General features: G+C 59.9%; 20 protein-coding genes and 2 pseudogenes. 5 read left to right on the forward strand and 17 right to left on the reverse strand.

What is annotated here, in order from left to right; all coding sequences use genetic code 11:
- Positions 1-90: 90 nt before the first annotated feature.
- Positions 91-1,434, reverse strand: coding sequence for a sensor domain-containing protein (locus AC3WK5_RS22905; RefSeq protein ID WP_103318811.1), 1,344 nt, complete (start codon positions 1,432-1,434; stop codon positions 91-93).
- 76 nt (positions 1,435-1,510) lie between these two features.
- Here AC3WK5_RS22905 and AC3WK5_RS22910 point away from each other — a divergent pair, with 76 nt between their 5' ends.
- Positions 1,511-1,642, forward strand: coding sequence for a hypothetical protein (locus AC3WK5_RS22910; RefSeq protein WP_256585279.1), 132 nt, complete (start codon positions 1,511-1,513; stop codon positions 1,640-1,642).
- On the opposite strand, the pseudogene AC3WK5_RS22915 reads toward AC3WK5_RS22910, so the two are convergent.
- The 3 genes and pseudogenes from AC3WK5_RS22915 to AC3WK5_RS22925 all read right to left on the reverse strand — a co-directional run.
- A pseudogene (locus tag AC3WK5_RS22915) lies at positions 1,579-1,734 on the reverse strand (LysE family translocator); the annotation flags it as partial. The gene AC3WK5_RS22910 and the pseudogene AC3WK5_RS22915 overlap by 64 nt on opposite strands.
- 27 nt (positions 1,735-1,761) lie before the next feature.
- On the reverse strand, positions 1,762-2,175 hold the full coding sequence (gene fos / locus AC3WK5_RS22920; RefSeq protein WP_103318808.1) for a fosfomycin resistance glutathione transferase: 414 nt from the start codon (positions 2,173-2,175) through the stop codon (positions 1,762-1,764).
- Positions 2,176-2,179: 4 nt separating this feature from the next.
- Positions 2,180-2,920, reverse strand: a complete 741-nt coding sequence (locus tag AC3WK5_RS22925; RefSeq protein WP_103318806.1) for a PA3715 family protein — start codon at positions 2,918-2,920, stop codon at positions 2,180-2,182.
- 331 nt (positions 2,921-3,251) lie between these two features.
- Here AC3WK5_RS22925 and AC3WK5_RS22930 point away from each other — a divergent pair, with 331 nt between their 5' ends.
- Complete coding sequence (locus AC3WK5_RS22930) at positions 3,252-4,433, forward strand: multidrug effflux MFS transporter (RefSeq protein WP_103318803.1); 1,182 nt, start codon at positions 3,252-3,254, stop codon at positions 4,431-4,433.
- A 9-nt stretch (positions 4,434-4,442) separates the two neighbouring features.
- Here the strand turns inward: AC3WK5_RS22930 and yiaY are convergent, their stop codons facing one another.
- Positions 4,443-5,591, reverse strand: a complete 1,149-nt coding sequence (gene yiaY / locus AC3WK5_RS22935) for an L-threonine dehydrogenase (RefSeq protein WP_103318801.1) — start codon at positions 5,589-5,591, stop codon at positions 4,443-4,445.
- A gap of 155 nt (positions 5,592-5,746) precedes the next feature.
- Between yiaY and AC3WK5_RS22940 the strand changes: the two genes are divergently transcribed.
- Positions 5,747-6,766, forward strand: a complete 1,020-nt coding sequence (locus AC3WK5_RS22940; RefSeq protein WP_103318864.1) for a DUF4917 family protein — start codon at positions 5,747-5,749, stop codon at positions 6,764-6,766.
- Positions 6,767-6,939: 173 nt separating this feature from the next.
- On the opposite strand, the pseudogene AC3WK5_RS22945 reads toward AC3WK5_RS22940, so the two are convergent.
- From AC3WK5_RS22945 to AC3WK5_RS22960, 4 genes and pseudogenes are all read right to left on the reverse strand, one after another.
- A pseudogene (locus AC3WK5_RS22945) lies at positions 6,940-7,104 on the reverse strand (cupin domain-containing protein); the annotation flags it as partial.
- A gap of 49 nt (positions 7,105-7,153) precedes the next feature.
- Positions 7,154-7,498, reverse strand: a complete 345-nt coding sequence (locus AC3WK5_RS22950) for a YegP family protein (protein WP_103318798.1) — start codon at positions 7,496-7,498, stop codon at positions 7,154-7,156.
- Between the two features lie 182 nt (positions 7,499-7,680).
- Positions 7,681-7,986 (reverse strand): ribbon-helix-helix domain-containing protein, encoded by a 306-nt coding sequence (locus tag AC3WK5_RS22955; RefSeq protein ID WP_054596073.1) that lies wholly within the window; start codon positions 7,984-7,986, stop codon positions 7,681-7,683.
- 14 nt (positions 7,987-8,000) lie between these two features.
- Positions 8,001-8,582 (reverse strand): DJ-1/PfpI family protein, encoded by a 582-nt coding sequence (locus AC3WK5_RS22960; protein WP_054596072.1) that lies wholly within the window; start codon positions 8,580-8,582, stop codon positions 8,001-8,003.
- A gap of 387 nt (positions 8,583-8,969) precedes the next feature.
- On the opposite strand from AC3WK5_RS22960, the gene AC3WK5_RS22965 reads away from it, so the two are divergent.
- On the forward strand, positions 8,970-9,890 hold the full coding sequence (locus AC3WK5_RS22965; RefSeq protein WP_103318795.1) for a DMT family transporter: 921 nt from the start codon (positions 8,970-8,972) through the stop codon (positions 9,888-9,890).
- On the opposite strand, the gene AC3WK5_RS22970 is transcribed toward AC3WK5_RS22965, so the two are convergent.
- The 4 genes from AC3WK5_RS22970 to AC3WK5_RS22985 form a co-directional block, all read right to left on the reverse strand.
- A complete protein-coding gene (locus AC3WK5_RS22970; RefSeq protein WP_054596070.1) occupies positions 9,883-11,100 on the reverse strand; it encodes a class I SAM-dependent methyltransferase in 1,218 nt (405 codons plus the stop codon). The two genes, AC3WK5_RS22965 and AC3WK5_RS22970, sit on opposite strands and share 8 nt — an antisense overlap.
- Before the next feature lie 261 nt (positions 11,101-11,361).
- A complete protein-coding gene (locus tag AC3WK5_RS22975; protein WP_054596069.1) occupies positions 11,362-11,979 on the reverse strand; it encodes a TPM domain-containing protein in 618 nt (205 codons plus the stop codon).
- A gap of 28 nt (positions 11,980-12,007) precedes the next feature.
- On the reverse strand, positions 12,008-12,760 hold the full coding sequence (locus AC3WK5_RS22980; RefSeq protein ID WP_285378337.1) for a TPM domain-containing protein: 753 nt from the start codon (positions 12,758-12,760) through the stop codon (positions 12,008-12,010).
- Between the two features lie 101 nt (positions 12,761-12,861).
- Positions 12,862-13,470, reverse strand: a complete 609-nt coding sequence (locus tag AC3WK5_RS22985; RefSeq protein ID WP_103318793.1) for a LemA family protein — start codon at positions 13,468-13,470, stop codon at positions 12,862-12,864.
- Positions 13,471-13,710: 240 nt separating this feature from the next.
- On the opposite strand from AC3WK5_RS22985, the gene bglX reads away from it, so the two are divergent.
- Entirely contained in the window at positions 13,711-16,002 is a 2,292-nt protein-coding gene (bglX, locus tag AC3WK5_RS22990; RefSeq protein ID WP_103318791.1) for a beta-glucosidase BglX, read from the forward strand.
- A gap of 171 nt (positions 16,003-16,173) precedes the next feature.
- On the opposite strand, the gene AC3WK5_RS22995 is transcribed toward bglX, so the two are convergent.
- The 4 genes from AC3WK5_RS22995 to AC3WK5_RS23010 form a co-directional block, all read right to left on the reverse strand.
- Complete coding sequence (locus AC3WK5_RS22995) at positions 16,174-17,331, reverse strand: phospholipase D-like domain-containing protein (RefSeq protein ID WP_103318788.1); 1,158 nt, start codon at positions 17,329-17,331, stop codon at positions 16,174-16,176.
- Position 17,332: 1 nt separating this feature from the next.
- Positions 17,333-17,923: a YceI family protein gene (locus AC3WK5_RS23000; RefSeq protein ID WP_054596064.1), complete on the reverse strand. Its 591-nt coding sequence runs from the start codon at positions 17,921-17,923 to the stop codon at positions 17,333-17,335.
- A gap of 83 nt (positions 17,924-18,006) precedes the next feature.
- The gene (locus AC3WK5_RS23005) at positions 18,007-18,333 is read right to left on the reverse strand and encodes an amidase (RefSeq protein ID WP_103318785.1); all 327 of its coding nucleotides are present in this window, start codon (positions 18,331-18,333) and stop codon (positions 18,007-18,009) included.
- Complete coding sequence (locus AC3WK5_RS23010) at positions 18,330-19,424, reverse strand: serine hydrolase domain-containing protein (RefSeq protein ID WP_103318783.1); 1,095 nt, start codon at positions 19,422-19,424, stop codon at positions 18,330-18,332. The genes AC3WK5_RS23005 and AC3WK5_RS23010 overlap by 4 nt, the downstream gene beginning before the upstream one ends.
- Between the last annotated feature and the right edge of the window lie 168 nt (positions 19,425-19,592).

A 19,592-nucleotide genomic window follows, 5' to 3' on the forward strand; every position in this document is an offset into this window, starting at 1 on the left:
TTTCCCCGCCTGACGTCTGAAGTTAAAACACCGCAAAGGTTTAGAAAAATTGCACCGGCCACGACGAACGGCGCCAGAATGGAAGCCGAATCAGACGCGGTCCAGCCGTCCACTCAGGCGTTTGACTGCGTACATGGCCTCATCCGCATGCTTGAACAATTGCTTTTCTTCGCTGCCATGCTCGGGGTAGAGCGCAATACCGATACTCGGAAGGATGTTCAGGGTGTGGCTGTCCAGACGCATCGGCTGGCCAAGCACCTGACGGATTTTGATCGCCACACGGGCTGCATCTTCGGCGGCCTGAATGCTGTCGAGCAGAACGACAAACTCATCACCGCCAATGCGCGCCACCGTATCGGACTCACGCACACAGCCTTGCAGTCGATTGGCCACCGCTTGCAGCAACATGTCGCCGACGCCATGGCCATAGGTGTCGTTGACCTGTTTGAAGTGGTCCAGGTCGACGTACAGCAGCGCCATGCGTCCAGAGTTTCTTCTGGCTTTACCGAGGGCAGCAGTCAGGCGTTCACGCAACAGTTCGCGGTTAGGCAAGCGGGTCAACTGGTCGTGCTGCGCCATGAATTGCAGCCGGCAGTGCAATTGCTTGCGCTCAATGGCTGCCGCGAGCTGGGCACAGACGTATTGCAGCAGCTCCTTGTCGCGCTCGGTATAGCGTTCACCACCGGGTACGCTTTTGACGATCAGCGCACCGATGGTGCCTTTCTGTGAGTTCAGCGGCACACCCAGCCAGCAGGGTGAGTCCTGGCCATTGCCGACCTCGAACAGTCCGGGCATCGAGAAAGGTTGGTCAGGCGTCACCAGCACCGGCTGCCCCGTTTCGATCACCTCGGTGCAAAGCCGGCCGGTAACGCTGCACAGCGGATCGCTCTCGTGTTCGTCGACGTGGTACGGGAAACTCAATTGCTCGCAGTGCTCGTCATAGAGCGCCACCGAGAAGTTCAGCGCCGGCAGCCATTCGCCAATCAATTGATGAACGAGCTTGAACAGCGCCAGCAGATCCTCAGCGGCATGGGCTGCTTCGGAGATCGCGTACAGTGCGGCCTGCCGGGACTCTGCCTGTTTGCGCTCGGTGATGTCACGGGCCACGGCGATGCGCAGTTGATCGACTTCAGACCAACGCGCCGACCAGAGAAGATGCACCACCTGACCATCTTTGCGCAGGTAGCGGTTTTCGAAGTTCGGGTTGGGCTGACCGCGCATGATTTCCCGGGCGGCGTCCAGGGTCCGTTGGCGATCGGCCGGGTGGACCATCTCGATCATCGGCTGGCCGATCAGCTCGTCCGGGGTGTAGCCGAATACTCGCTCGCTGGCGGCACTGACAAAGACGAAGCGCCCCTGGCTATCGACCGCACACACGACGTCGAGCAAAAGATCGATGTAACTCGCCAGCGGCGCGGAATTACTGGTGCTCATCAAAGATGGATACTGTCCAAAAGTGCAGCCGTGAGTATCAATCCCTGGACCCGGCATCGCTGAAACGGATGTCCTGATGCAGCTGTCGCAGCCCTGCGCGCAGCCTCAAACCTTGTTCGTCAGCAACCCTGGTACCGCGTGCAGTCAGGCATTGATGGCGAAACCGGTGAACATTACCCCGCAAATCCGGGTAATTGCCAGCTCATGACGCTGATACAACATGCGCACCCGACGAGTGCCCACAATGCCGATCAGAATAGCGTATGCGGCGCTACCGCCAACAAAACTCGGAAAGATCAGCTATGGACATGCCGGGAGTGCGCCCGGTCACGGAGTGAAAAACTTCATCCCGGCATAAGGCCTCTGGCGGCACGCCTCAAGGCGCGACACCAGATCCCCGACATGGGCCTCGATCTTGTGCCCATCCGGATCCAGAAAATAGAACGACGCGCCTTCGCTGCGATTGTCCCGCCACTCTAAAACACCCACAGCTCGCAGTCGTTCAACCAATACCGGGAAGTCGCTGGCGCCTACGCTGAATGCGTAATGGGTGTAATCGACCGCCGCCTCAGGCTCGCGCAGCGGATCGAGAGACAGGCACAGCCACAACCCCGGCAACGACAGATAGGCGCCGCCGTCCCAAGTGGCGTCGAGGCGCAGTTGCAACAGGCCATGATAGAACGCCACGCTGCGGTCCAGATCAGTGACCGCCAGGGTTAGGTGGTTGAAACCGGATAGCATCGGTTCAGAGCCCTTTTAACTCTTTCGGAACGACATACCGCTGACCGTCATACCGCAACGTCGTCAGTACCGTTTTCCCCACTGTATCTTTGGATTCGCATTCGCCATTTTTCACCGAGTCTTGCGAGCCGGTGGTCACCGATTTAACGATCAGGTCGGCGAAGCCGTGGCTGCTGGTTTTGGCTATATCCAGAGTACGTTTGATGTTCGAGAACTCGCCCGCACAGTTGGTATCCCACTCACCGCTAGCGGATTCGATCACCAGTTGCTCCAGTACCGGACGCAGCGTGTTGCCTTCGCGAACATACAGCGACAGCTGGGACTCGCCGAAAGGATTGGCCCGCGACGAGCCGGTGAAACCTGCTCGCACGCCAAACGCTCGCAGATCGGAGGTGAGTTTGTAGCGCGCGGTATCGATGCTCAGCCCATCGAACCGGATGGCATCGGAGCTGAACACCGAGGCTTTGGAGTAGTGAGCCAGCGGCTTGCCATCAACGTTGGACACCACCGCCAGTTTCAAGTCGTACATACCCATGCCGTCAGGCTCATCGCTATGAGTCGAGTCCGGCTCAATCTGCGACAGTGCAGTAATGGTCTGGCCGCTGTAGGCCGGCCAGTCCTTGCACACCGAATAACCCGGTACACCCTCGGGCAATGGCGGTGTTACACACTCGGCATACGCCTGGGTCGCGCCCAGCGCACCACTCATTGCCACACATCCCAACCAGCTGTATTTCAAGGTCATTCCCTGTTCCTTGCGAACGTCATCAATCGATAAAAGATCAGCCCTGCACTATCGCCTGCCCGACCTGCCGATTCAACCCGCTCAATGCCTGATCGTCGACACGACACGAGGGCCGCGATGCCGGGTGCATCCATCGAACGACACTGAGCCTTCTAACTTCAGGTTAATATCCAACGCTTTAAAAGCCTCATACGGATCGGGCAGCACTGAAGCAATGACCTTTGGTGCGGACATGGAACCCTCGCAGATCAGCCGTTTTTGCGAGCTGATCATCGACCTATTGCGCGCTCACAGCCGACACCCCGGCCACTGACCCACCAGGAAACAGTCCTTGAAAAGCAGCACAACACTCGTCATCACTTGCTCTACGGTTTTTCTCGCGCAGTTGGGCATGAGCATTTATCTCCCGGCCCTGCCGGAGATTGCCCGGTACCTGAACAGCGATGCTTCGCACGTCTCCTGGGGGCTGGCGGTGTACCTGATCGGCATGGCGCTGCCCATGTTGTTCTGGGGCAGCCTGAGCCAGCGCATTGGCCGCAAACCGGTGCTGATCGCAGCGTTAGGCATCTATGGGCTGGGTAATCTGGCCTTGCCCATGGGCACCACCCTGGAGTCATTCCTTGCACTACGGTTGGTTCAGGGTATTGGCGCCAGCGGGATTTCAGTCATGGCCCGAGTGCTGATTCGCGACAGCTTTCGCGGAGATCTGTTAGCCAAGGCACTGTCCTGGATTTCGATTTCCTTTGTGGTCGCGTTGGGGATTGGACAATACCTGGGCTCACTGATACAGGTTGCACTGGGTTGGTCAGCGATCTTTTATTTGCTGGGCGGCACGAGCCTGTTGATGGGGACAGTGGTGGCACGGGTCACCTTCCCGACATTGCCAGAAACGAAAAGTCAGTCATCCAGTTGGCCCATTTACTGGCGCATTCTGCGTCATCGGCATTTTCTGCTTCCTGCACTCGCCGGTGGTCTCGGTTACGGGGTAATCGTCGCGTTCAACACCGCCGCACCGGCAATTCTGCAAGGTACGTTCAACTGGTCTGCGGTCGAGTACGGCCTCTTGGGATGGCCAATCAGTGCAGCCTATTTTTTCGGGGCGCTGGTGATCAATCGCTACGTCCTGCACACCGGTCAGCACCGGTTGATGAACGCGGGGGTGGGTCTGGTGTTGGTCGGCAGCGCGGTCATGCTACTGGGCAGCCTGCAGGCAACTGCGCTGGCGTTACTACTATGGTTGCCTTACTGCGTTGCGGTGCTTGGCCAATCGTTGATTTATCCCATCAGCCTGTCCCTGGCCAACGATGGCTCGCCGGTCAGTGGTGCTTATGCAATGGCCTTGAGCGGCTTTATCCACCAACTGATGGCCGCCATCATCGGTGGCATCGCCAGCCTGCTGGTCAGTCAGCAGGCTTGGCCGTTGTCATTGTTATGCAGCCTGTTGGCCCTCGGCGCGATGCTCTGCGTAACGCTTGTGCCGCGTCCCGAAATCATCGAGCAAAGCGCCCGGTAACACCGCCAGTCAAAACGCGCTGCGAAAGATCTCCTCGATCTGCCGCTGATCTGCCGCCCGTGGATTGGTCAGGCCGCAGGCATCTTTCAAGGCGTTGGCGGCAAGGATCGGAATGTCTTGCAACTTGGCGCCGAGATCACGCAAACCACCAGGGATTTCCACATCCCTGGCCAACGCGCGGATCGCCACGATGGCCGCTTGGGCGCCCTCTTCCGGACTGACACCGAGGGTGTTGGCACCCAGAGCCTGCGCCACTACCGCCAGGCGTTCGGCGCAGACCGCGGCGTTGAAGCTTTGTACGTGCGGCAGCAGTACCGCGTTGCACACGCCGTGGGGCAAATCATAAAAGCCGCCCAACTGGTGCGCCATCGCATGCACAAACCCCAACGAAGCATTGTTGAATGCCATACCGGCGAGGAACTGCGCATACGCCATGTTTTCCCGGGCGATCATGTCGCTGCCGTCGTGCACGGCCAGGCGCAGGTTGCGGCTGATCAGCTCGATGGCTTTCAGTGCGCAGGCGTCGGTGATCGGGTTGGCGGCCGTGGAAACGTAGGCTTCGATGGCGTGGGTCAAGGCGTCCATGCCGGTGGCGGCGGTCAGGCCCTTGGGCATGGCTGCCATCAGCGCCGGGTCGTTGACCGACAGCAGCGGCGTGACGTTGCGGTCGACGATGGCCATTTTCACGTGGCGCGATTCGTCGGTGATGATGCAGAAACGGGTCATCTCGCTGGCAGTGCCGGCGGTGGTGTTGATCGCGATCAGCGGCAATTGCGGCTTGGCTGATTGGTCGACGCCTTCGTAATCGGCGATCTTGCCGCCGTTGGTGGCGCACAACGCAATGCCTTTGGCGCAATCGTGGGGCGAGCCGCCGCCCAGGGAAATCACGCAATCGCACTGGCTGCGCTGCAGCAGTTCCAGGCCGCTCTCGACGTTGGCGATGCTCGGGTTCGGTTTGGCACCGTCGAAAATCACCGAGTCGATGTCCTGCATCGCCAGTTTTTCAGCGATCAAGCCTGCCACGCCAGCCTTGGCCAATCCTGCGTCCGTCACGATCAAGGCCTTGCGAAATCCATAGTTGCGAATGGCATTCATGGCTTCGTCGAGGCAACCGGTGCCCATGATGTTCACGGCAGGAATGAAAAACGTGCTGGTCATCACCAATCCTCTTCGATAGGGCCGAACCGGCAACCCCGATTCAGCGGAGGCCCAAAGGATCGACCCATCCGTCACCGCGCATCTTGATCTGGCTCAACACCCGGTCGTGATAAAGTCTGCGCCCTGCACTCCACCCGCTTGAGATGACCGACGCGATGACCGATTTCCAGGAATTTGATGCCCAACTAGAAGACTGGAATGCGTTGCGCGCAACCACCCCGTTCAGTGCGCTGCTGGTGGGCAACGGCGCCAGCCGTGCGGTGTGGGATGATTTTGGTTACGACTCGCTGTTCGAGAACGCCCGCACGGTCGAAGAAAAGCCGTTGAGCCAGTCCGAACTGAGCGTGTTCGACGCGATGCAAACCCGCAGCTTCGAACAAGTGCTGAGTGCACTGAAAACCACCAGCCGGGTCAACAAGGCCCTGGCCGTGAGTTCCGCCGCACCGCGCAATCGCTACTACGCGATCAAGGAAGCGCTGATCAACACCGTGCATGCGGTGCACATCCCGTGGCGTCTGGTGCAGGCCTCAAGCCTGGCGGCAATCAATCAGGAATTGAGTGCCTATCCAACGGTGTTCACCACCAACTACGACCTGCTCAATTACTGGGCGATCCAGCACCAACCCAATGCCATCAGTGACCTGTTTCACGGCACCGAACCAAGCTTCGACCTGAGCGCCAGCAGCGCGGATAAAACCCGCTTGCTCTACCTGCATGGCGGCTTGCATCTGGTGCGCAATCAGGACGGCACCGCGCGCAAACTGACCTCGACCGAAGGCACGCTGCTGGGCAGTTTTGCGATCAACAACACCATCAAGACGCTGGACGACGTGCCGCTGTTCGTCAGCGAAGGCAGCTCTGAAGACAAGCTCAAGACCATCCGCAGTTCGGATTACCTGTCGTTCTGCTACGACCAGTTACTCAAGCAAAGCGACGCGCTGTGCATCTTCGGCCACAGCCTGGGCAAGCAGGACGCTCACATCGTGCATGCACTGCGCCAGGCACAACCGAAGACCGTGGCGATCTCGATTTACCCGCGCAGCGCGGCGTTCATCCAGAGCCAGAAGCGGCATTACGCGAAGGTGTTTGAAGGGACCGGTGTGGCGCTGAGGTTTTTTGATTCGAAGAGCCATGCGTTGGGTAGCCCAACACTGAGTGTGCCGGTCGAACGCTGACACCTGTGGCGAGGGAGCTTGCTCCCGCTCGGTCGCGCAGCGGCCGCAAACCAGAATGCGCGGTGTGTCTGACGCAATCGTGTTGCTGATTTCGGGGCTGCTTCGCACCCCAGCGGGAGCAAGCTCCCTCGCCACAAAAGCTGTGCTCTCAAGTCAGAACCTGCAGCTCCAGCTCACTCCTCGCCGCTATGCAGCACCAGCAACTGCGCCTGCACCTCGCCCACCGAGCGCAGGCGATGCGGTTTTTGCGCGTTGAAGTGCAGCGCATCGCCACGGTTCAAAATCACCCGTTCGCTCATGAAATCGACTTCGACCTGGCCTTCATGGACAAACAGAAACGAGCGTCACGTGCTGCATTCCCATGCAGAGCATGATCATCAGCAGCCTTTAAAACACCGGCAGCGTCTTGTCCTTGATCACCTTGGTCGGCCCGTTGGCCTTGACGCTGGCGATGCCTTTTTCCAGCGCGGTGTCGGAAGAGTAGGCTTCACTGCTGCCGATGATCTGATGATTGGCAGCCGTGAGATTGAAGTAAGGATGGCCATCCTTGGTGGTTTTTTTCTCGTAGCGTTCATCCAGTGGGCTATTGGCCTGAACCGAGGCGATGCCGCTATCAGCGGCGCTGCGCGTGGTGTACAGCTCGCTGGTAAGAATGGTCTCGGCGTTGGCCGCCTTCAGCACAAAGCGAAACTGGCCAGTGATGCTTTTGCTCAACTCGTACCATCCGGACATGCTCGTTCTCCTTGGCGATTGAGAGGTTCGCGCTTCAGAGTAAAGACCAGGTCGGGGTTTCTGTCGCCTGTACCGGCCTCATCGCGGGCAAGCCTTGCTCCTACGGTTCAATAGCGTTTGTGCGCACCGCGTAGGAGCAAGGCTTGCCCGCGATGGGGCCCTCAAGATCAATACAAACCCACTTACTTCACCACCGCGCGCACCACCGACAACTCCGGCGTCGTCACCCGGCGCTGGCTCAGGTAACGCGTGCAGCTGACCCGCAGAAACGAGGCGAAGTTCACCACTTCGCCCCGGTAGTCCATCACCTCTTCGTAGAGCTTGGCGATCAACTGGTTGGTGGTCATGCCATCGACTTCGGCGATCTCGCTGAGGATGTCCCAGAACTGGTTCTCCAGCCGCAGCGTGGTCACCACCCCGCAGATGCGCAGCGAGCGCGAGCGTGACTCGTAGAGGATCGGGTCGGCTTTGACGTACAGCTCGCACATGCGCAGGCCTCCGCTTACAAAGTGATTTTGGTGCCCAGCAGACCAAGGAAACCGGCCAGCCAGCTCGGGTGTGCCGGCCAGGCTGGAGCCGTCGCCAGATTGCCCTGAACGTGGCCTTGCGTCACCGGGATATCGATGAACGTGCCACCGGCCAAACGCACTTCTGGCGCACAGGCCGGATAAGCGCTGCATTCGCGACCTTCAAGAATCCCCGCCGCCGCCAACAATTGCGCACCATGGCAGACCGCCGCAATCGGTTTGCCGGCCTTGTCGAAAGCTTGCACCAGTTGCAGGACTTTTTCGTTCAGGCGCAGGTATTCCGGCGCCCGCCCACCCGGCACCAGCAACGCGTCGTAGTCCGCCGCATCGACCTTGGCGAAGTCGAAGTTCAGTGCGAACAGGTGACCGGGTTTCTCACTGTAGGTCTGATCGCCTTCGAAGTCATGGATCGCGGTGCGCACGGTCTGCCCGGCGGTTTTGTCCGGGCAGACCGCGTGCACTGTGTGACCGACCATCAGCAGTGCCTGAAACGGCACCATCACTTCGTAGTCTTCGACATAATCGCCGACCAGCATCAGAATTTTTTTCGCGGCCATGGGAATGACTCCTCTGGTAAAAATTGGGCAGGAAGGAGTATTCAAGGTAGTCCGAATCCAGCGAGGCGGGTAATAACCAGCTACTACGTAAAGCAGCGCACTCCCTGTAGCACGCAGATGCCTTTGTGGCGAGGGGGCTTGCCCCCGTTGGGGCGCGCAGCGGCCCTCAACCCCTACACCGTTTTCTTTCAGACAAACCGCGTCAATCTGTTTACGACTGCTTCACCCGAACGCGGACCGGCCGACGGGGGCAAGCCCCCTCGCCACAGGATTTGCGGTTGCTTCAAAACTGTACGTGTCACTCTGTGCCTAGCTGTAGCAGCGCTGCGCTCCAGGTTTATGGCTAGATGAACGCTCTCCCGCCACTTTCGAATTCTGGTTACCGTTATGTCCTCCCGCGAAAACACCGGCATGGCGCTGGGCCTGCTCGGCGTCGTCATCTTCAGCCTGACCCTGCCCTTCACCCGGATCGTGGTGCAAGAAGTCCATCCGCTGCTCAATGGTCTGGGCCGAGCGTTGTTCGCGGCGATTCCGGCGGCGATGTTGCTGCTCTGGCGGCGGGAAAAATGGCCGACCTGGAAACAGATCAAAGGCCTGACATTGGTAATCGCTGGAGTGATTCTCGGTTTCCCGGTGCTCTCGGCCTGGGCGATGCAAACACTGCCGGCGTCTCATGGCGCACTGGTCAACGGTTTGCAGCCCTTGTGCGTAGCGCTGTATGCAGCGTGGTTGTCCCATGAGCGACCGTCGAAAGCCTTCTGGGCCTGTGCCGCATTGGGCAGCGCGTTGGTCCTGGGTTACGCCTTGATCAGCGGTGCCGGCAGCATCCAGGCCGGTGATCTGTTGATGCTCGGGGCGATTGCCATCGGTGGTCTGGGTTACGCCGAAGGTGGCCGGTTGGCCAAGGAGATGGGCGGCTGGCAGGTGATCTGCTGGGCGCTGGTGCTGTCGACACCGCTGTTGATCGGCCCGGTGACGTATCTGGCGCTGCAGCACCAAGGCGAGATTTCGGCGAAAACCTGGTGGGCCTTCGGTTACGTGTCGCTGTTCTCGCAGTTCATCGGCTTCTTCGCCTGGTACGCCGGGCTGGCGATGGGTGGCATCGCCCGGGTCAGTCAGATCCAGCTGCTGCAGATCTTCTTCACCATCGCCTTCTCGGCGTTGTTCTTTGGCGAACACATCGAACCGATTACCTGGCTGTTTGCGGTCGGGGTGATTGTCACCGTGATGCTCGGGCGCAAGACGGCAGTGCGCCCGGCGCAACCGGGCACGTTACCGGTGGGTATTCAGATCAAGCCGTTCAAATAAGCAGCCCATCGGCTCGCAGCAGCGTTTCCAGACAATGCTCGCTGATGTGGTAGAACGCCTTGAGCTCCTGGATTTTCACTAACAGCTGGGCCGGGTCCACCGGCTCCGCACGTTTGACCGCCAGGATCATCTTGTTCTTGTTGGTGTGGTCCAGGGAGATGAACTCGAAGACCTTGGTTTCATACCCGCAGGCCTCGAGGAACAACGCCCGCAGGCTGTCGGTGACCATTTCGGCCTGCTGACCGAGGTGCAAACCGTATTGCAGCATCGGCTTGAGCAGCGCCGGGCTCTGGATTTGCAGGCGAATCTGCTTATGGCAGCACGGCGAACACATGATGATCGCCGCACCGGAACGAATGCCGGTGTGGATCGCGTAGTCGGTGGCGATGTCACAGGCATGCAGGGCGATCATCACGTCCAGCTCGCTCGGCGCCACGCTGCGTACATCACCACATTTGAACACCAGCCCCGGATGCTCCAGGCGCGCGGCAGCGGTGTTGCACAGGGTAACCATGTCTTCGCGCAACTCGACACCGGTGACCACGCCTTCGGCGTGCAAGGTGTTGCGCAGGTAATCGTGAATGGCGAAGGTCAGGTAGCCCTTGCCTGAACCGAAGTCCGCCACCCGTACCGGTTTATCCAGCGCCAGCGGCGAAGACGTCAGCGCATGGCTGAAGACTTCGATGAACTTGTTGATCTGCTTCCACTTGCGCGACATCGCCGGAATCAGCTCGTGCTTGCTGTTCGTTACACCGAGATCCGCGAGGAACGGCCGGGTCAGGTCGAGGAAGCGGTTCTTCTCGCGATTGTGCTCGGCGGACGGCACTTCGCGCAGTTGCTGGGGTTTGCTCTTGAACAGCGAGCTCTTGCCCTTCTTGCTGTATTCGAGCTGGGCTTCATCGGTCAGCGCCAGCAGGTGAGCGTTCTTGAAGTCCTGCGGCAACAGCGCAGCAATCGTCGCGATGCCCTCTTCGACCGGAAAATTCTTGGTGATGTCACGCGTCTTGTAGCGATAGACGAAGGACAGGCACGGCTGATCCTTGACCGTCAGTTGCTTGATGATGATTCGCTGCAAGTCGACTTCAGCGCCGACGTACTTGGCCAGCACCAGTTTGATAAAGGCGTTCTGCGCCAGGCTGGTGCTCAGCAGGTCGATAAATTGCGCGTGATGATCCGGCGTGAGGCTGGCGGGAGTTGCGGTAACAGACATGTAGAAAACGCCTCGGGCGGTGCGGATCGGGGAATGACCGGTATTTTAGGGGGGATGGCGCGTCGGGACACGCAGTTATTTACGAACGGTGCACATCCTGTGGCGAGGGAGCTTGCTCCCGCTCGGTTGCGAAGCAGCCGCAAGACAGGCAACCGCGATTACCTGATGGCCCATGTTTACTGGTTTTAGGGCCGCTTCGCGCCCCAGCGGGAGCAAGCTCTCTCGCCACATAGTTCCCGGTTCTAAATCCCGGAACCAGCTTCAGCCCAACACCACCAACCGGTTCGGTAACTCATTGCGCGCCTGCGTCACCGGCACATGCACCTTGAGCAACTCGCCACAGGCCTCGATGCAGGTGACAAAGCCCTGCAACGTCTGGCCCTGTTTCACCTGCCGGGTGAAGGCTGCGACGATCGGATCCCAGCTTTTGGCAGGCAGCCGCCTGGAAATCCCTTCGTCCACCAGAATCTCCACATAGCGCTCGGCTTCACAGACGAAAATCAGCACGCCGGTGCCGCCGACGGTGTGGTGCAGGTTTTGCTCCAGAAACTGCCGACGCGCCAGGTTCGAGGCGCGCCAATGGCGCACCGACCGGGGGATCAGGTGGGTGGTGATCGACGGAATCCTGAACACCAGGCACAGCACGATAAAACTCACCCACTGCACCAGCAGCAAGCTGTGCATGTTCAGCCAGCCGGTAACGTAGTGCACGATGCCCGGCACGATCAACGCCAGCAGGCTGGCCCAGAGCAGCGGGATGTAGGCGTAGTCGTCGGCCCGGGCCGCGAGCACGGTGACCAGTTCAGCGTCGGTGTCGCGCTCGACACGTGCGATGGCCTCGGCGACTTTGCGCTGTTCGTGTTCCGTCAGTAATGCCATGGTTTTGAATGCTCGCTCATTATTGTTATCACCAGCCGCCCGACGAACCGCCGCCCCCGAAACTGCCCCCGCCGCCGCTGAAGCCGCCGCCCCCTCCCGAGCCGCCGCCAAAGCCTCCGCCGCCAAACCCACCGGAACCGCCGCGACCGCCGCCACGAGGCAGGATGCCGAGCATCTGCATGATAGAAATCGTCAGGATAAACAGCACCGCCAATAACACGAATACCGTCGGATGACGCCCGATAAAGTCGCTGCCCTGATCACCGCCCGAATCATAAATCGTCGACGGTTCATCCAGTGGGCTGCCGCCCAGTACCACCAGCATCGCGGCAACGCCGTCACTGATGCCTTTGCTGAAATTGCCGGACTTGAACGCCGGAGTGATCACCTGATTGATGATCACCGAACTTTGCGCGTCGGTCAGCCGATCCTCCAGGCCATACCCGACTTCGATCCGCAGTTTGCGCTCGGCGCGAGCGATGATCAGCAAGGCGCCGTTGTTCTTGCCCTTCTGTCCGATGCCCCAGTAACGCCCCAACTGATAACCATAGTCGTCGATGCTGGTGCCTTGCAGGTCCGGCAGCGTCACCACCACCAACTGCTCGCCGGTGGCTTGTTCGTGGGCCAGGAGCTGCTGAGTCAGTTGCTCGCGCACCGCAGGCTCGATCATCTGGGCGTTGTCCACCACCCGACCGGTCAGCGCCGGAAACTTCAGCTCGGCCTGAGTGGTGATGGCAAAGATCCAAAGCATCACCACCAGGCTGATTTTCAAAACGCGCATTGGCACCTCATCCCTAATGGCTCATGCCTCATGGCTCTTTCCTCATGATTCATGGGGTGGTATCCCGACAGCACTGAAAACCCGCCGGGAACCTGCGCTGATCAGAACTTCACTTGCGGCGCCTTGTCGGCACCCGGGCTGGTGGCCTCGAAGGTGTCGCGCAACGGCAGGTCGCTGTACAGCACGCTGTGCCACAAACGGCCTGGGAACGTCCGCAGTTCAGTGTTGTAGTTCTGCACCGCCAGGATGAAATCCCGGCGCGCCACGGCGATACGGTTTTCGGTGCCTTCAAGTTGCGATTGCAGCGCCAGGAAGTTCTGGTTGGCCTTCAGGTCCGGATAACGCTCGGACACCACCATCAAACGGCTGAGGGCGCCACTGAGCTGATCCTGGGCCTGCTGGAACTGTTTGAGTTTTTCCGGGTTGTCGAGGGTGCTGGCATCGACCTGAATCGAGGTCGCCTTGGCCCGCGCTTCGACCACCGCCGTCAGGGTCTCCTCTTCATGTTTGGCGTAACCTCTGACCGTTTCCACCAGGTTGGGGATCAGGTCGGCACGACGCTGGTACTGGTTCTGCACTTGCGACCAGGCCGCCTTGGCCTGTTCGTCGAGGGTCGGAATGGTGTTGATGCCGCAGCCGGTCAGAACCGTGCCGAGCACCATCAATACTGCGATTTGCCAGCCCGAACGATAGCGCTGTTGTACATTCATGCGAGTGATGCTCCCTTGCCCATTACCCTGGAAATATTCCTGCGCGCCTTCAACTCGAACTCTTGGGGCATAATCTACCGCCGCCACTGGATTGCATCGGGCCAATCGGCTAAAAGATGCCCAGCGCTGAAAGAGTTTAGAAGTTTGCGGCATTTAGTCGAACAACAACAGACGCCCCCTAATTTTTGGCTGACCGGCGCGTAACCACTGCGTCCGTTTAGGCTTTTGAGATCACTATTCATGAAGAAGCTGTGTTTGCTGGGCCTTGCCATCGGCCTGGCCAGTCACTCGGTATGGGCCGACACAACGCCTGCACCGATTGAAAACAAGGACGCTTTCATCAGCAACCTGATGAAGCAGATGACCCTGGAAGAAAAGATCGGCCAATTGCGCCTGATCAGCATCGGCCCGGAAATGCCCCGCGAGCTGATCCGCAAGGAAATCGCCGCCGGCAACATCGGCGGCACCTTCAACTCGATCACGCGCCCGGAAAACCGTCCGATGCAGGACGCGGCCATGCACAGCCGGTTGAAGATCCCGATGTTCTTCGCCTATGACGTAATCCACGGCCACCGGACCATTTTCCCTATCCCCCTGGCCCTGGCCTCGAGCTGGGACATGGACGCGATTGGTCGCAGCGGGCGTATTGCCGCCAAGGAAGCCGCGGCCGACAGCCTCGACATCACCTTCGCGCCAATGGTCGACATCTCCCGCGACCCGCGTTGGGGCCGCACCTCCGAAGGTTTCGGCGAAGACACTTATCTGGTCTCGCGCATCGCCAAAGTGATGGTCAAAGCCTACCAGGGCGAGACCCCGAGCGCGGCCGACAGCATCATGGCCAGCGTCAAGCACTTCGCCCTGTACGGCGCGGTCGAAGGCGGTCGCGACTACAACACCGTCGACATGAGCCCGGTGAAGATGTACCAGGACTACCTGCCGCCGTACCGCGCCGCCATTGATGCCGGCGCCGGTGGGGTGATGGTTGCGCTGAACTCGATCAACGGCATTCCGGCCACCGCCAACATGTGGCTGATGCAGGACCTGCTGCGCAAGGAGTGGGGCTTCAAGGGCCTGGCGGTCAGCGACCACGGGGCGATCTTCGAGCTGATCAAGCACGGCGTGGCCCGCGACGGTCGTGAAGCGGCGAAGCTGGCGATCAAGGCCGGCATCGACATGAGCATGAACGACACCCTGTACGGCAAGGAACTGCCAGGGCTGCTGAAGTCCGGCGAGATCCAGCAAAGCGACATCGACAATGCGGTGCGTGAAGTGCTGGGCGCCAAGTACGACATGGGCCTGTTCAAGGACCCTTACCTGCGTATCGGCAAGGCCGAGGATGATCCGGCCGACACCTACGCCGAAAGCCGTCTGCACCGCGCCGAGGCCCGTGACGTTGCACGTCGCAGCATGGTGTTGCTGAAGAACCAGAACGAAACCCTGCCGCTGAAGAAGACTGCGAAAATCGTTCTGGTCGGCCCGCTGGCCAAGGCACCGATCGACATGATGGGCAGCTGGGCTGCCGCCGGTAAACCGGAACAGTCGGTCACGTTGCTCGACGGCATGACCCGTGCCCTGGGTGATCAGACCAAGCTGACCTACGTCCGTGGCGCCAACATCACTGAGGACAAGAAAGTCCTCGATTACCTGAACTTCCTCAACTTCGATGCCCCGGAAGTGGTGAATGACCCGCGTTCGGCGCAGGTCATGATTGACGAAGCGGTGAAAGCCGCGCAGCAGGCTGATGTGGTGGTGGCGGCAGTCGGAGAATCCCGTGGCATGTCCCACGAATCGTCGAGCCGTACCGATCTGAACATCCCGGCCAACCAGCGCGACCTGATCAAGGCCCTGAAAGCCACTGGCAAACCGCTGGTACTGGTGCTGATGAACGGCCGTCCGCTGACCATTCTCGACGAGAAAGAACAGGCTGACGCAATTCTCGAAACCTGGTTCACCGGCACCGAAGGCGGCAACGCTATTGCCGACGTGCTGTTCGGCGACTACAACCCGTCCGGCAAGCTGCCGATCAGCATCCCGCGTTCAGTGGGGCAGATTCCGACCTACTACAACCACCTGAGCATCGGTCGCCCGTTCACCCCAGGCAAACCGGGCAACTACACCTCGCAGTATTTCGATGACACCACCGGTCCTCTGTTTCCATTCGGCTACGGTCTGAGCTACACCAGCTTCAGCCTGTCGGACATGGCCCTGTCGTCGACCACGCTGAACAAGTCCGGCAAGATCGACGCTAGCGTGACCGTTAAAAACACCGGCAAGCGCGACGGTGAAACCGTGGTGCAGCTGTACATTCAGGACGTGGTCGGTTCGATGATTCGCCCGCTCAAGGAACTGAAAAACTTCCAGAAAGTGATGCTCAAGGCCGGCGAACAGAAAGTCATCCACTTCACCATTGAAGAGGACGACCTGAAGTTCTACAACGCCCAGCTCAAATATGCAGCAGAACCTGGCAAGTTCAACGTGCAGATCGGCCTCGATTCCGAGGACGTGACGCAGCAGAGCTTTGAGTTGCTTTAACCCCCCTGAAATCTGGCGGGCTCTTGTGGCGAGGGGGCTTGCCCCCGTTTGGCTGCGTAGCAGCCATAAAACCTGCAAACTCATTCTCAGGACAGAACGAGTTTGCCGGTCTTAGGACCGCTTCGCGGTCCAACGGGGGCAAGCCCCCTCGCCACAGTTCCACGTAACCGGCTATCCCCGCCGATCCAGCAGATTCACCACCATCCGATCCACCCATCCCCACACCCGCTGCTTGATCCGTCGCCACAACGGTCGGCGTTGCCATTCCTCAAGACTGACCCTATGACTCAGGGCAAAGTCCCTCTCGAAACTCGCTGCCACTGCCAGGCTCAACGTCGGATCGAGGGCTTCGAGGTTGGCCTCCAGGTTGAAGCGCAGATTCCAGTGATCGAAATTGCATGAGCCAATGCTCACCCAGTCATCGATCAGGACCATTTTCAGGTGCAGGAAACACGGCTGGTACTCGAAGATCTTCACCCCGGACTTGAGCAAGCGCGGGTAATAACGATGCCCGGCGTAGCGCACCGACGGATGATCGGTACGCGGCCCGGTCAGCAGCAGGCGCACATCGATGCCCCGTGCAGCAGCCTTGCGCAGCGAGCGGCGGACTTTCCAGGTCGGCAGGAAGTATGGCGTGGCCAGCCAGATTCGCTGCTGGCCGCTGTTCAACGCACGAAACAGCGATTGCAGGATGTCCCGGTGTTGCCGGGCGTCGGCATACGCTACCCGCCCCATGCCTTCACCCATCGGCGGCACCCGTGGCAGACGCGGCAAACCGAAATGGGAGGCAGGTTTCCAGGCGCGGCGGTGGCGGTTGGCGAGCCATTGGCGGTCGAACAGCAACTGCCAGTCGAGCACCAGCGGGCCGCCGATTTCCACCATCACTTCATGCCACTCGCTGGTTTCGCAACCTGGGGTCCAGAACTCGTCGGTGACGCCCGTGCCGCCGACCACCGCCAGCGACTGATCGACCAACAGCAACTTGCGGTGGTCACGGTAAAGGTTGCGCACCCAGCGCCGCCAGCTCAGGCGATTGTAGAAACGCAGCTCCACGCCGGCCTCGATCAGGCGTCGCCGCAGACTCAGGGTGAATGCCAGGCTGCCATAGTCATCGAACAGGCAACGCACGCGCACACCGCGCTCAGCGGCTTGCACCAGCGCCTGCACCATCGCCTCGGCACAGGCGCCCGCTTCCACCAGGTACAGTTCCAGTTCGACCTGTTCCCGCGCAGCGGCAATCGCCGCCAGCATCCGTGGAAAAAACTGCGGCCCGTCGATCAACAGCTCATAGCGATTGCCGTCGCGCCAGGGAAACACTGCACCGCTCATGTCAGCGCGCCGTGAAAATCAGCACCGCACCCACCGGCACCGACGAACTGATGGCCGACAGGCCGGCGACTGTGCGCAGGGTTTCCAGCCCTGGCAGCAAATCGAAATCCTCCGCTTTAATGACCAGCGGTTCCAGGGTCACCACTTGAAAGCGCCGATCATCGAGGCGTGTAGCCAGCAACTCGGCGCTGTACGCGTGCTCTTTGCCGTGAAGGCTGACCGTCAGTGGCAAACGCAATTCGAGTTGCGCACCGGGGGCCAGATCCTTGATCGGCCGCAGATCGATCTGCGTGCTGATCAGCGCTTCAGGGAACGTCTTGATCTCGAACAGCTCTTTGCGCATGCGCTCATCGCGCAGCGGAATGCCGCTGTTGATCGACTCCAGTTCGACCTGCACTTGCGCCTGGCCGTTGGCATCGACCTTGCCATGCAGCACCAGAAAGCGCTGAACTTCGGAGAGGTTGGCGTTCTTGGTGGAGATAAACGACAGACGTGAAGACTCACCGTCCAGATACCAGTCGGCGTGGGCTGGCGAGGTAACGAAAGCCAACGGCAGCAAGGCCAGGGCTGTGCAGCAAAACCGCTTGAACATAAACACTCATGGGCAAGTAAACCTGAGCCGAACCTTAGCCTGAGTGAACGCGCTTGCAAACCGCGCAAGGCAAAAGACCGCCTCTATGGGTTCAACCGACACCCCTGACGAATCCCCAGCCACGCGGCGATATGACTGCGCCCCATGCCGCTGACCGTCACGCGTTTGTTGGGAGCGTCATCGAGAAAACTGCTGACGGGCACGTACTGCGTCACATAGCCCTGGCAATAATCCGCCGGGTTGTTCTCGACATACCGGCACGAGCAATATTCCTTGGCGGTGTAGGCGCTGATGATGTCGGGAAATGCCCACAAAGCGACCCGTTCCTGCCAGATCCAGCCGAGCAGCACGAGACTCAACAACAGCAGCATGCTGAGCCGTGGTCGACGAAGAATAATTCCAGGATTCATGGCTGCACCTTCTGCGCAAATGCCGCCAGTGCCAGCCTGAGCAATTCGTTGTGCCGGTAACTGCCGTCGCGATCATCGCCATAGCGCACGATCACCAGGTTCTCGCTGGGCACCACGTACAGCGCCTGCCCCCAATGGCCGAGTGCAGCGAAGGTGTCATCAGGTGCGTCCTCCCAGGGTCTTTCGGCGCCATCGACCGCCCGATTCAGCCACCAATGCCCGCCGGGAACGGCTTCATCCTGATTGGCCTTGAAGCGCATGAACGGTTGGCGGTTGAACTCGACCCAGTCTTTTGGCAGCAACTGCCGGTTACCCCAGCGACCGTCGCGTTGCATCAACAGGCCGATCCGCGCCAGATCGCGCGCCGTCATATAGGCATAGGACGAGGCGACAAACGTTCCCGTAGCATCGCTCTCCCAAACCGCACTGCGAATCCCCAAGGGGCCGAACAACGCGGTCCATGGATAGTCGACATAACGCTGCGCACCGACCATGGTCCTCAGCGTTGCGGACAATAGATTGCTGTCACCGCTGGAATAACGAAACGCCTGACCCGGCGGGCTGAACTCATCATGGCCGGCAGCAAACGCGGCGATGTCCTGGCGTCCATGGGTGTAGAGCATCGCCACTATCGAAGAGTTCAGCGGTGCATATTCATAGGTTTCCTGCCAGTCCAGCCCCGAGGCCCAATGCAGCAGATCCGCGATGGATACCTTCGGATGGCCCTGCAAGGGTGGATAAAACTTCACGGCCGGGTCCTGCAATTTGAACAAGCCTTCGCCATAGGCCACGCCCAGCACCGTGGCCATCAGGCTTTTACTGACGGACCAGGTCAGGTGCGGCGTGTCGACGGTCGTCGGGCCGGCGTAGCGTTCGTAGATCAGTTGCCCGTCACGAATCACCAGCAAGGCATCGGTACGAATGCCTGTGCGGCTGCCGTCGTCGCGCGGTGCAAAGGCGTAATCTTCCAGGGCCTGAAGCGCCGGACCACTGATTTTCGGGCCGGGTGACCATTGCTCGGCAGGCCAGTTTTCCGCCAGAACCGGAAGACTGGCCAGCAACATGAACAGCAGCGTCAGGCGTTTGAACACGGTAGGCACTCAGAGGGATTAACCCTCTGAGCGTAGTCGAGATAAATGACAGTTCGAAAGTTGCGTCGCGGCTTAAACCGCTTTCGCGAGCAAGCCCGCTCCCACATTAGAGGTGTGCCATACCGCAGACTCGCGTTCGACGCAGAATCCCTGTGGGAGCGGGCTTGC

This window comes from Pseudomonas sp. FW306-02-D09B, assembly GCF_058782685.1.

What these genes read in the sequence shown, in the direction of transcription:
- AC3WK5_RS22905 (WP_103318811.1), bottom strand. Translation starts at nt 1,434, where the DNA reads ATGAGCACCAGTAATTCCGCGCCGCTGGCGAGTTACATCGATCTTTTG.
- AC3WK5_RS22910 (WP_256585279.1), top strand. Translation starts at nt 1,511, where the DNA reads ATGCAGCTGTCGCAGCCCTGCGCGCAGCCTCAAACCTTGTTCGTCAGC.
- fos (WP_103318808.1), bottom strand. Translation starts at nt 2,175, where the DNA reads ATGCTATCCGGTTTCAACCACCTAACCCTGGCGGTCACTGATCTGGAC.
- AC3WK5_RS22925 (WP_103318806.1), bottom strand. Translation starts at nt 2,920, where the DNA reads ATGACCTTGAAATACAGCTGGTTGGGATGTGTGGCAATGAGTGGTGCG.
- yiaY (WP_103318801.1), bottom strand. Translation starts at nt 5,591, where the DNA reads ATGACCAGCACGTTTTTCATTCCTGCCGTGAACATCATGGGCACCGGT.
- AC3WK5_RS22940 (WP_103318864.1), top strand. Translation starts at nt 5,747, where the DNA reads ATGACCGATTTCCAGGAATTTGATGCCCAACTAGAAGACTGGAATGCG.
- AC3WK5_RS22950 (WP_103318798.1), bottom strand. Translation starts at nt 7,498, where the DNA reads ATGTCCGGATGGTACGAGTTGAGCAAAAGCATCACTGGCCAGTTTCGC.
- AC3WK5_RS22955 (WP_054596073.1), bottom strand. Translation starts at nt 7,986, where the DNA reads ATGTGCGAGCTGTACGTCAAAGCCGACCCGATCCTCTACGAGTCACGC.
- AC3WK5_RS22960 (WP_054596072.1), bottom strand. Translation starts at nt 8,582, where the DNA reads ATGGCCGCGAAAAAAATTCTGATGCTGGTCGGCGATTATGTCGAAGAC.
- AC3WK5_RS22965 (WP_103318795.1), top strand. Translation starts at nt 8,970, where the DNA reads ATGTCCTCCCGCGAAAACACCGGCATGGCGCTGGGCCTGCTCGGCGTC.
- AC3WK5_RS22970 (WP_054596070.1), bottom strand. Translation starts at nt 11,100, where the DNA reads ATGTCTGTTACCGCAACTCCCGCCAGCCTCACGCCGGATCATCACGCG.
- AC3WK5_RS22975 (WP_054596069.1), bottom strand. Translation starts at nt 11,979, where the DNA reads ATGGCATTACTGACGGAACACGAACAGCGCAAAGTCGCCGAGGCCATC.
- AC3WK5_RS22980 (WP_285378337.1), bottom strand. Translation starts at nt 12,760, where the DNA reads ATGCGCGTTTTGAAAATCAGCCTGGTGGTGATGCTTTGGATCTTTGCC.
- AC3WK5_RS22985 (WP_103318793.1), bottom strand. Translation starts at nt 13,470, where the DNA reads ATGAATGTACAACAGCGCTATCGTTCGGGCTGGCAAATCGCAGTATTG.
- bglX (WP_103318791.1), top strand. Translation starts at nt 13,711, where the DNA reads ATGAAGAAGCTGTGTTTGCTGGGCCTTGCCATCGGCCTGGCCAGTCAC.
- AC3WK5_RS22995 (WP_103318788.1), bottom strand. Translation starts at nt 17,331, where the DNA reads ATGAGCGGTGCAGTGTTTCCCTGGCGCGACGGCAATCGCTATGAGCTG.
- AC3WK5_RS23000 (WP_054596064.1), bottom strand. Translation starts at nt 17,923, where the DNA reads ATGTTCAAGCGGTTTTGCTGCACAGCCCTGGCCTTGCTGCCGTTGGCT.
- AC3WK5_RS23005 (WP_103318785.1), bottom strand. Translation starts at nt 18,333, where the DNA reads ATGAATCCTGGAATTATTCTTCGTCGACCACGGCTCAGCATGCTGCTG.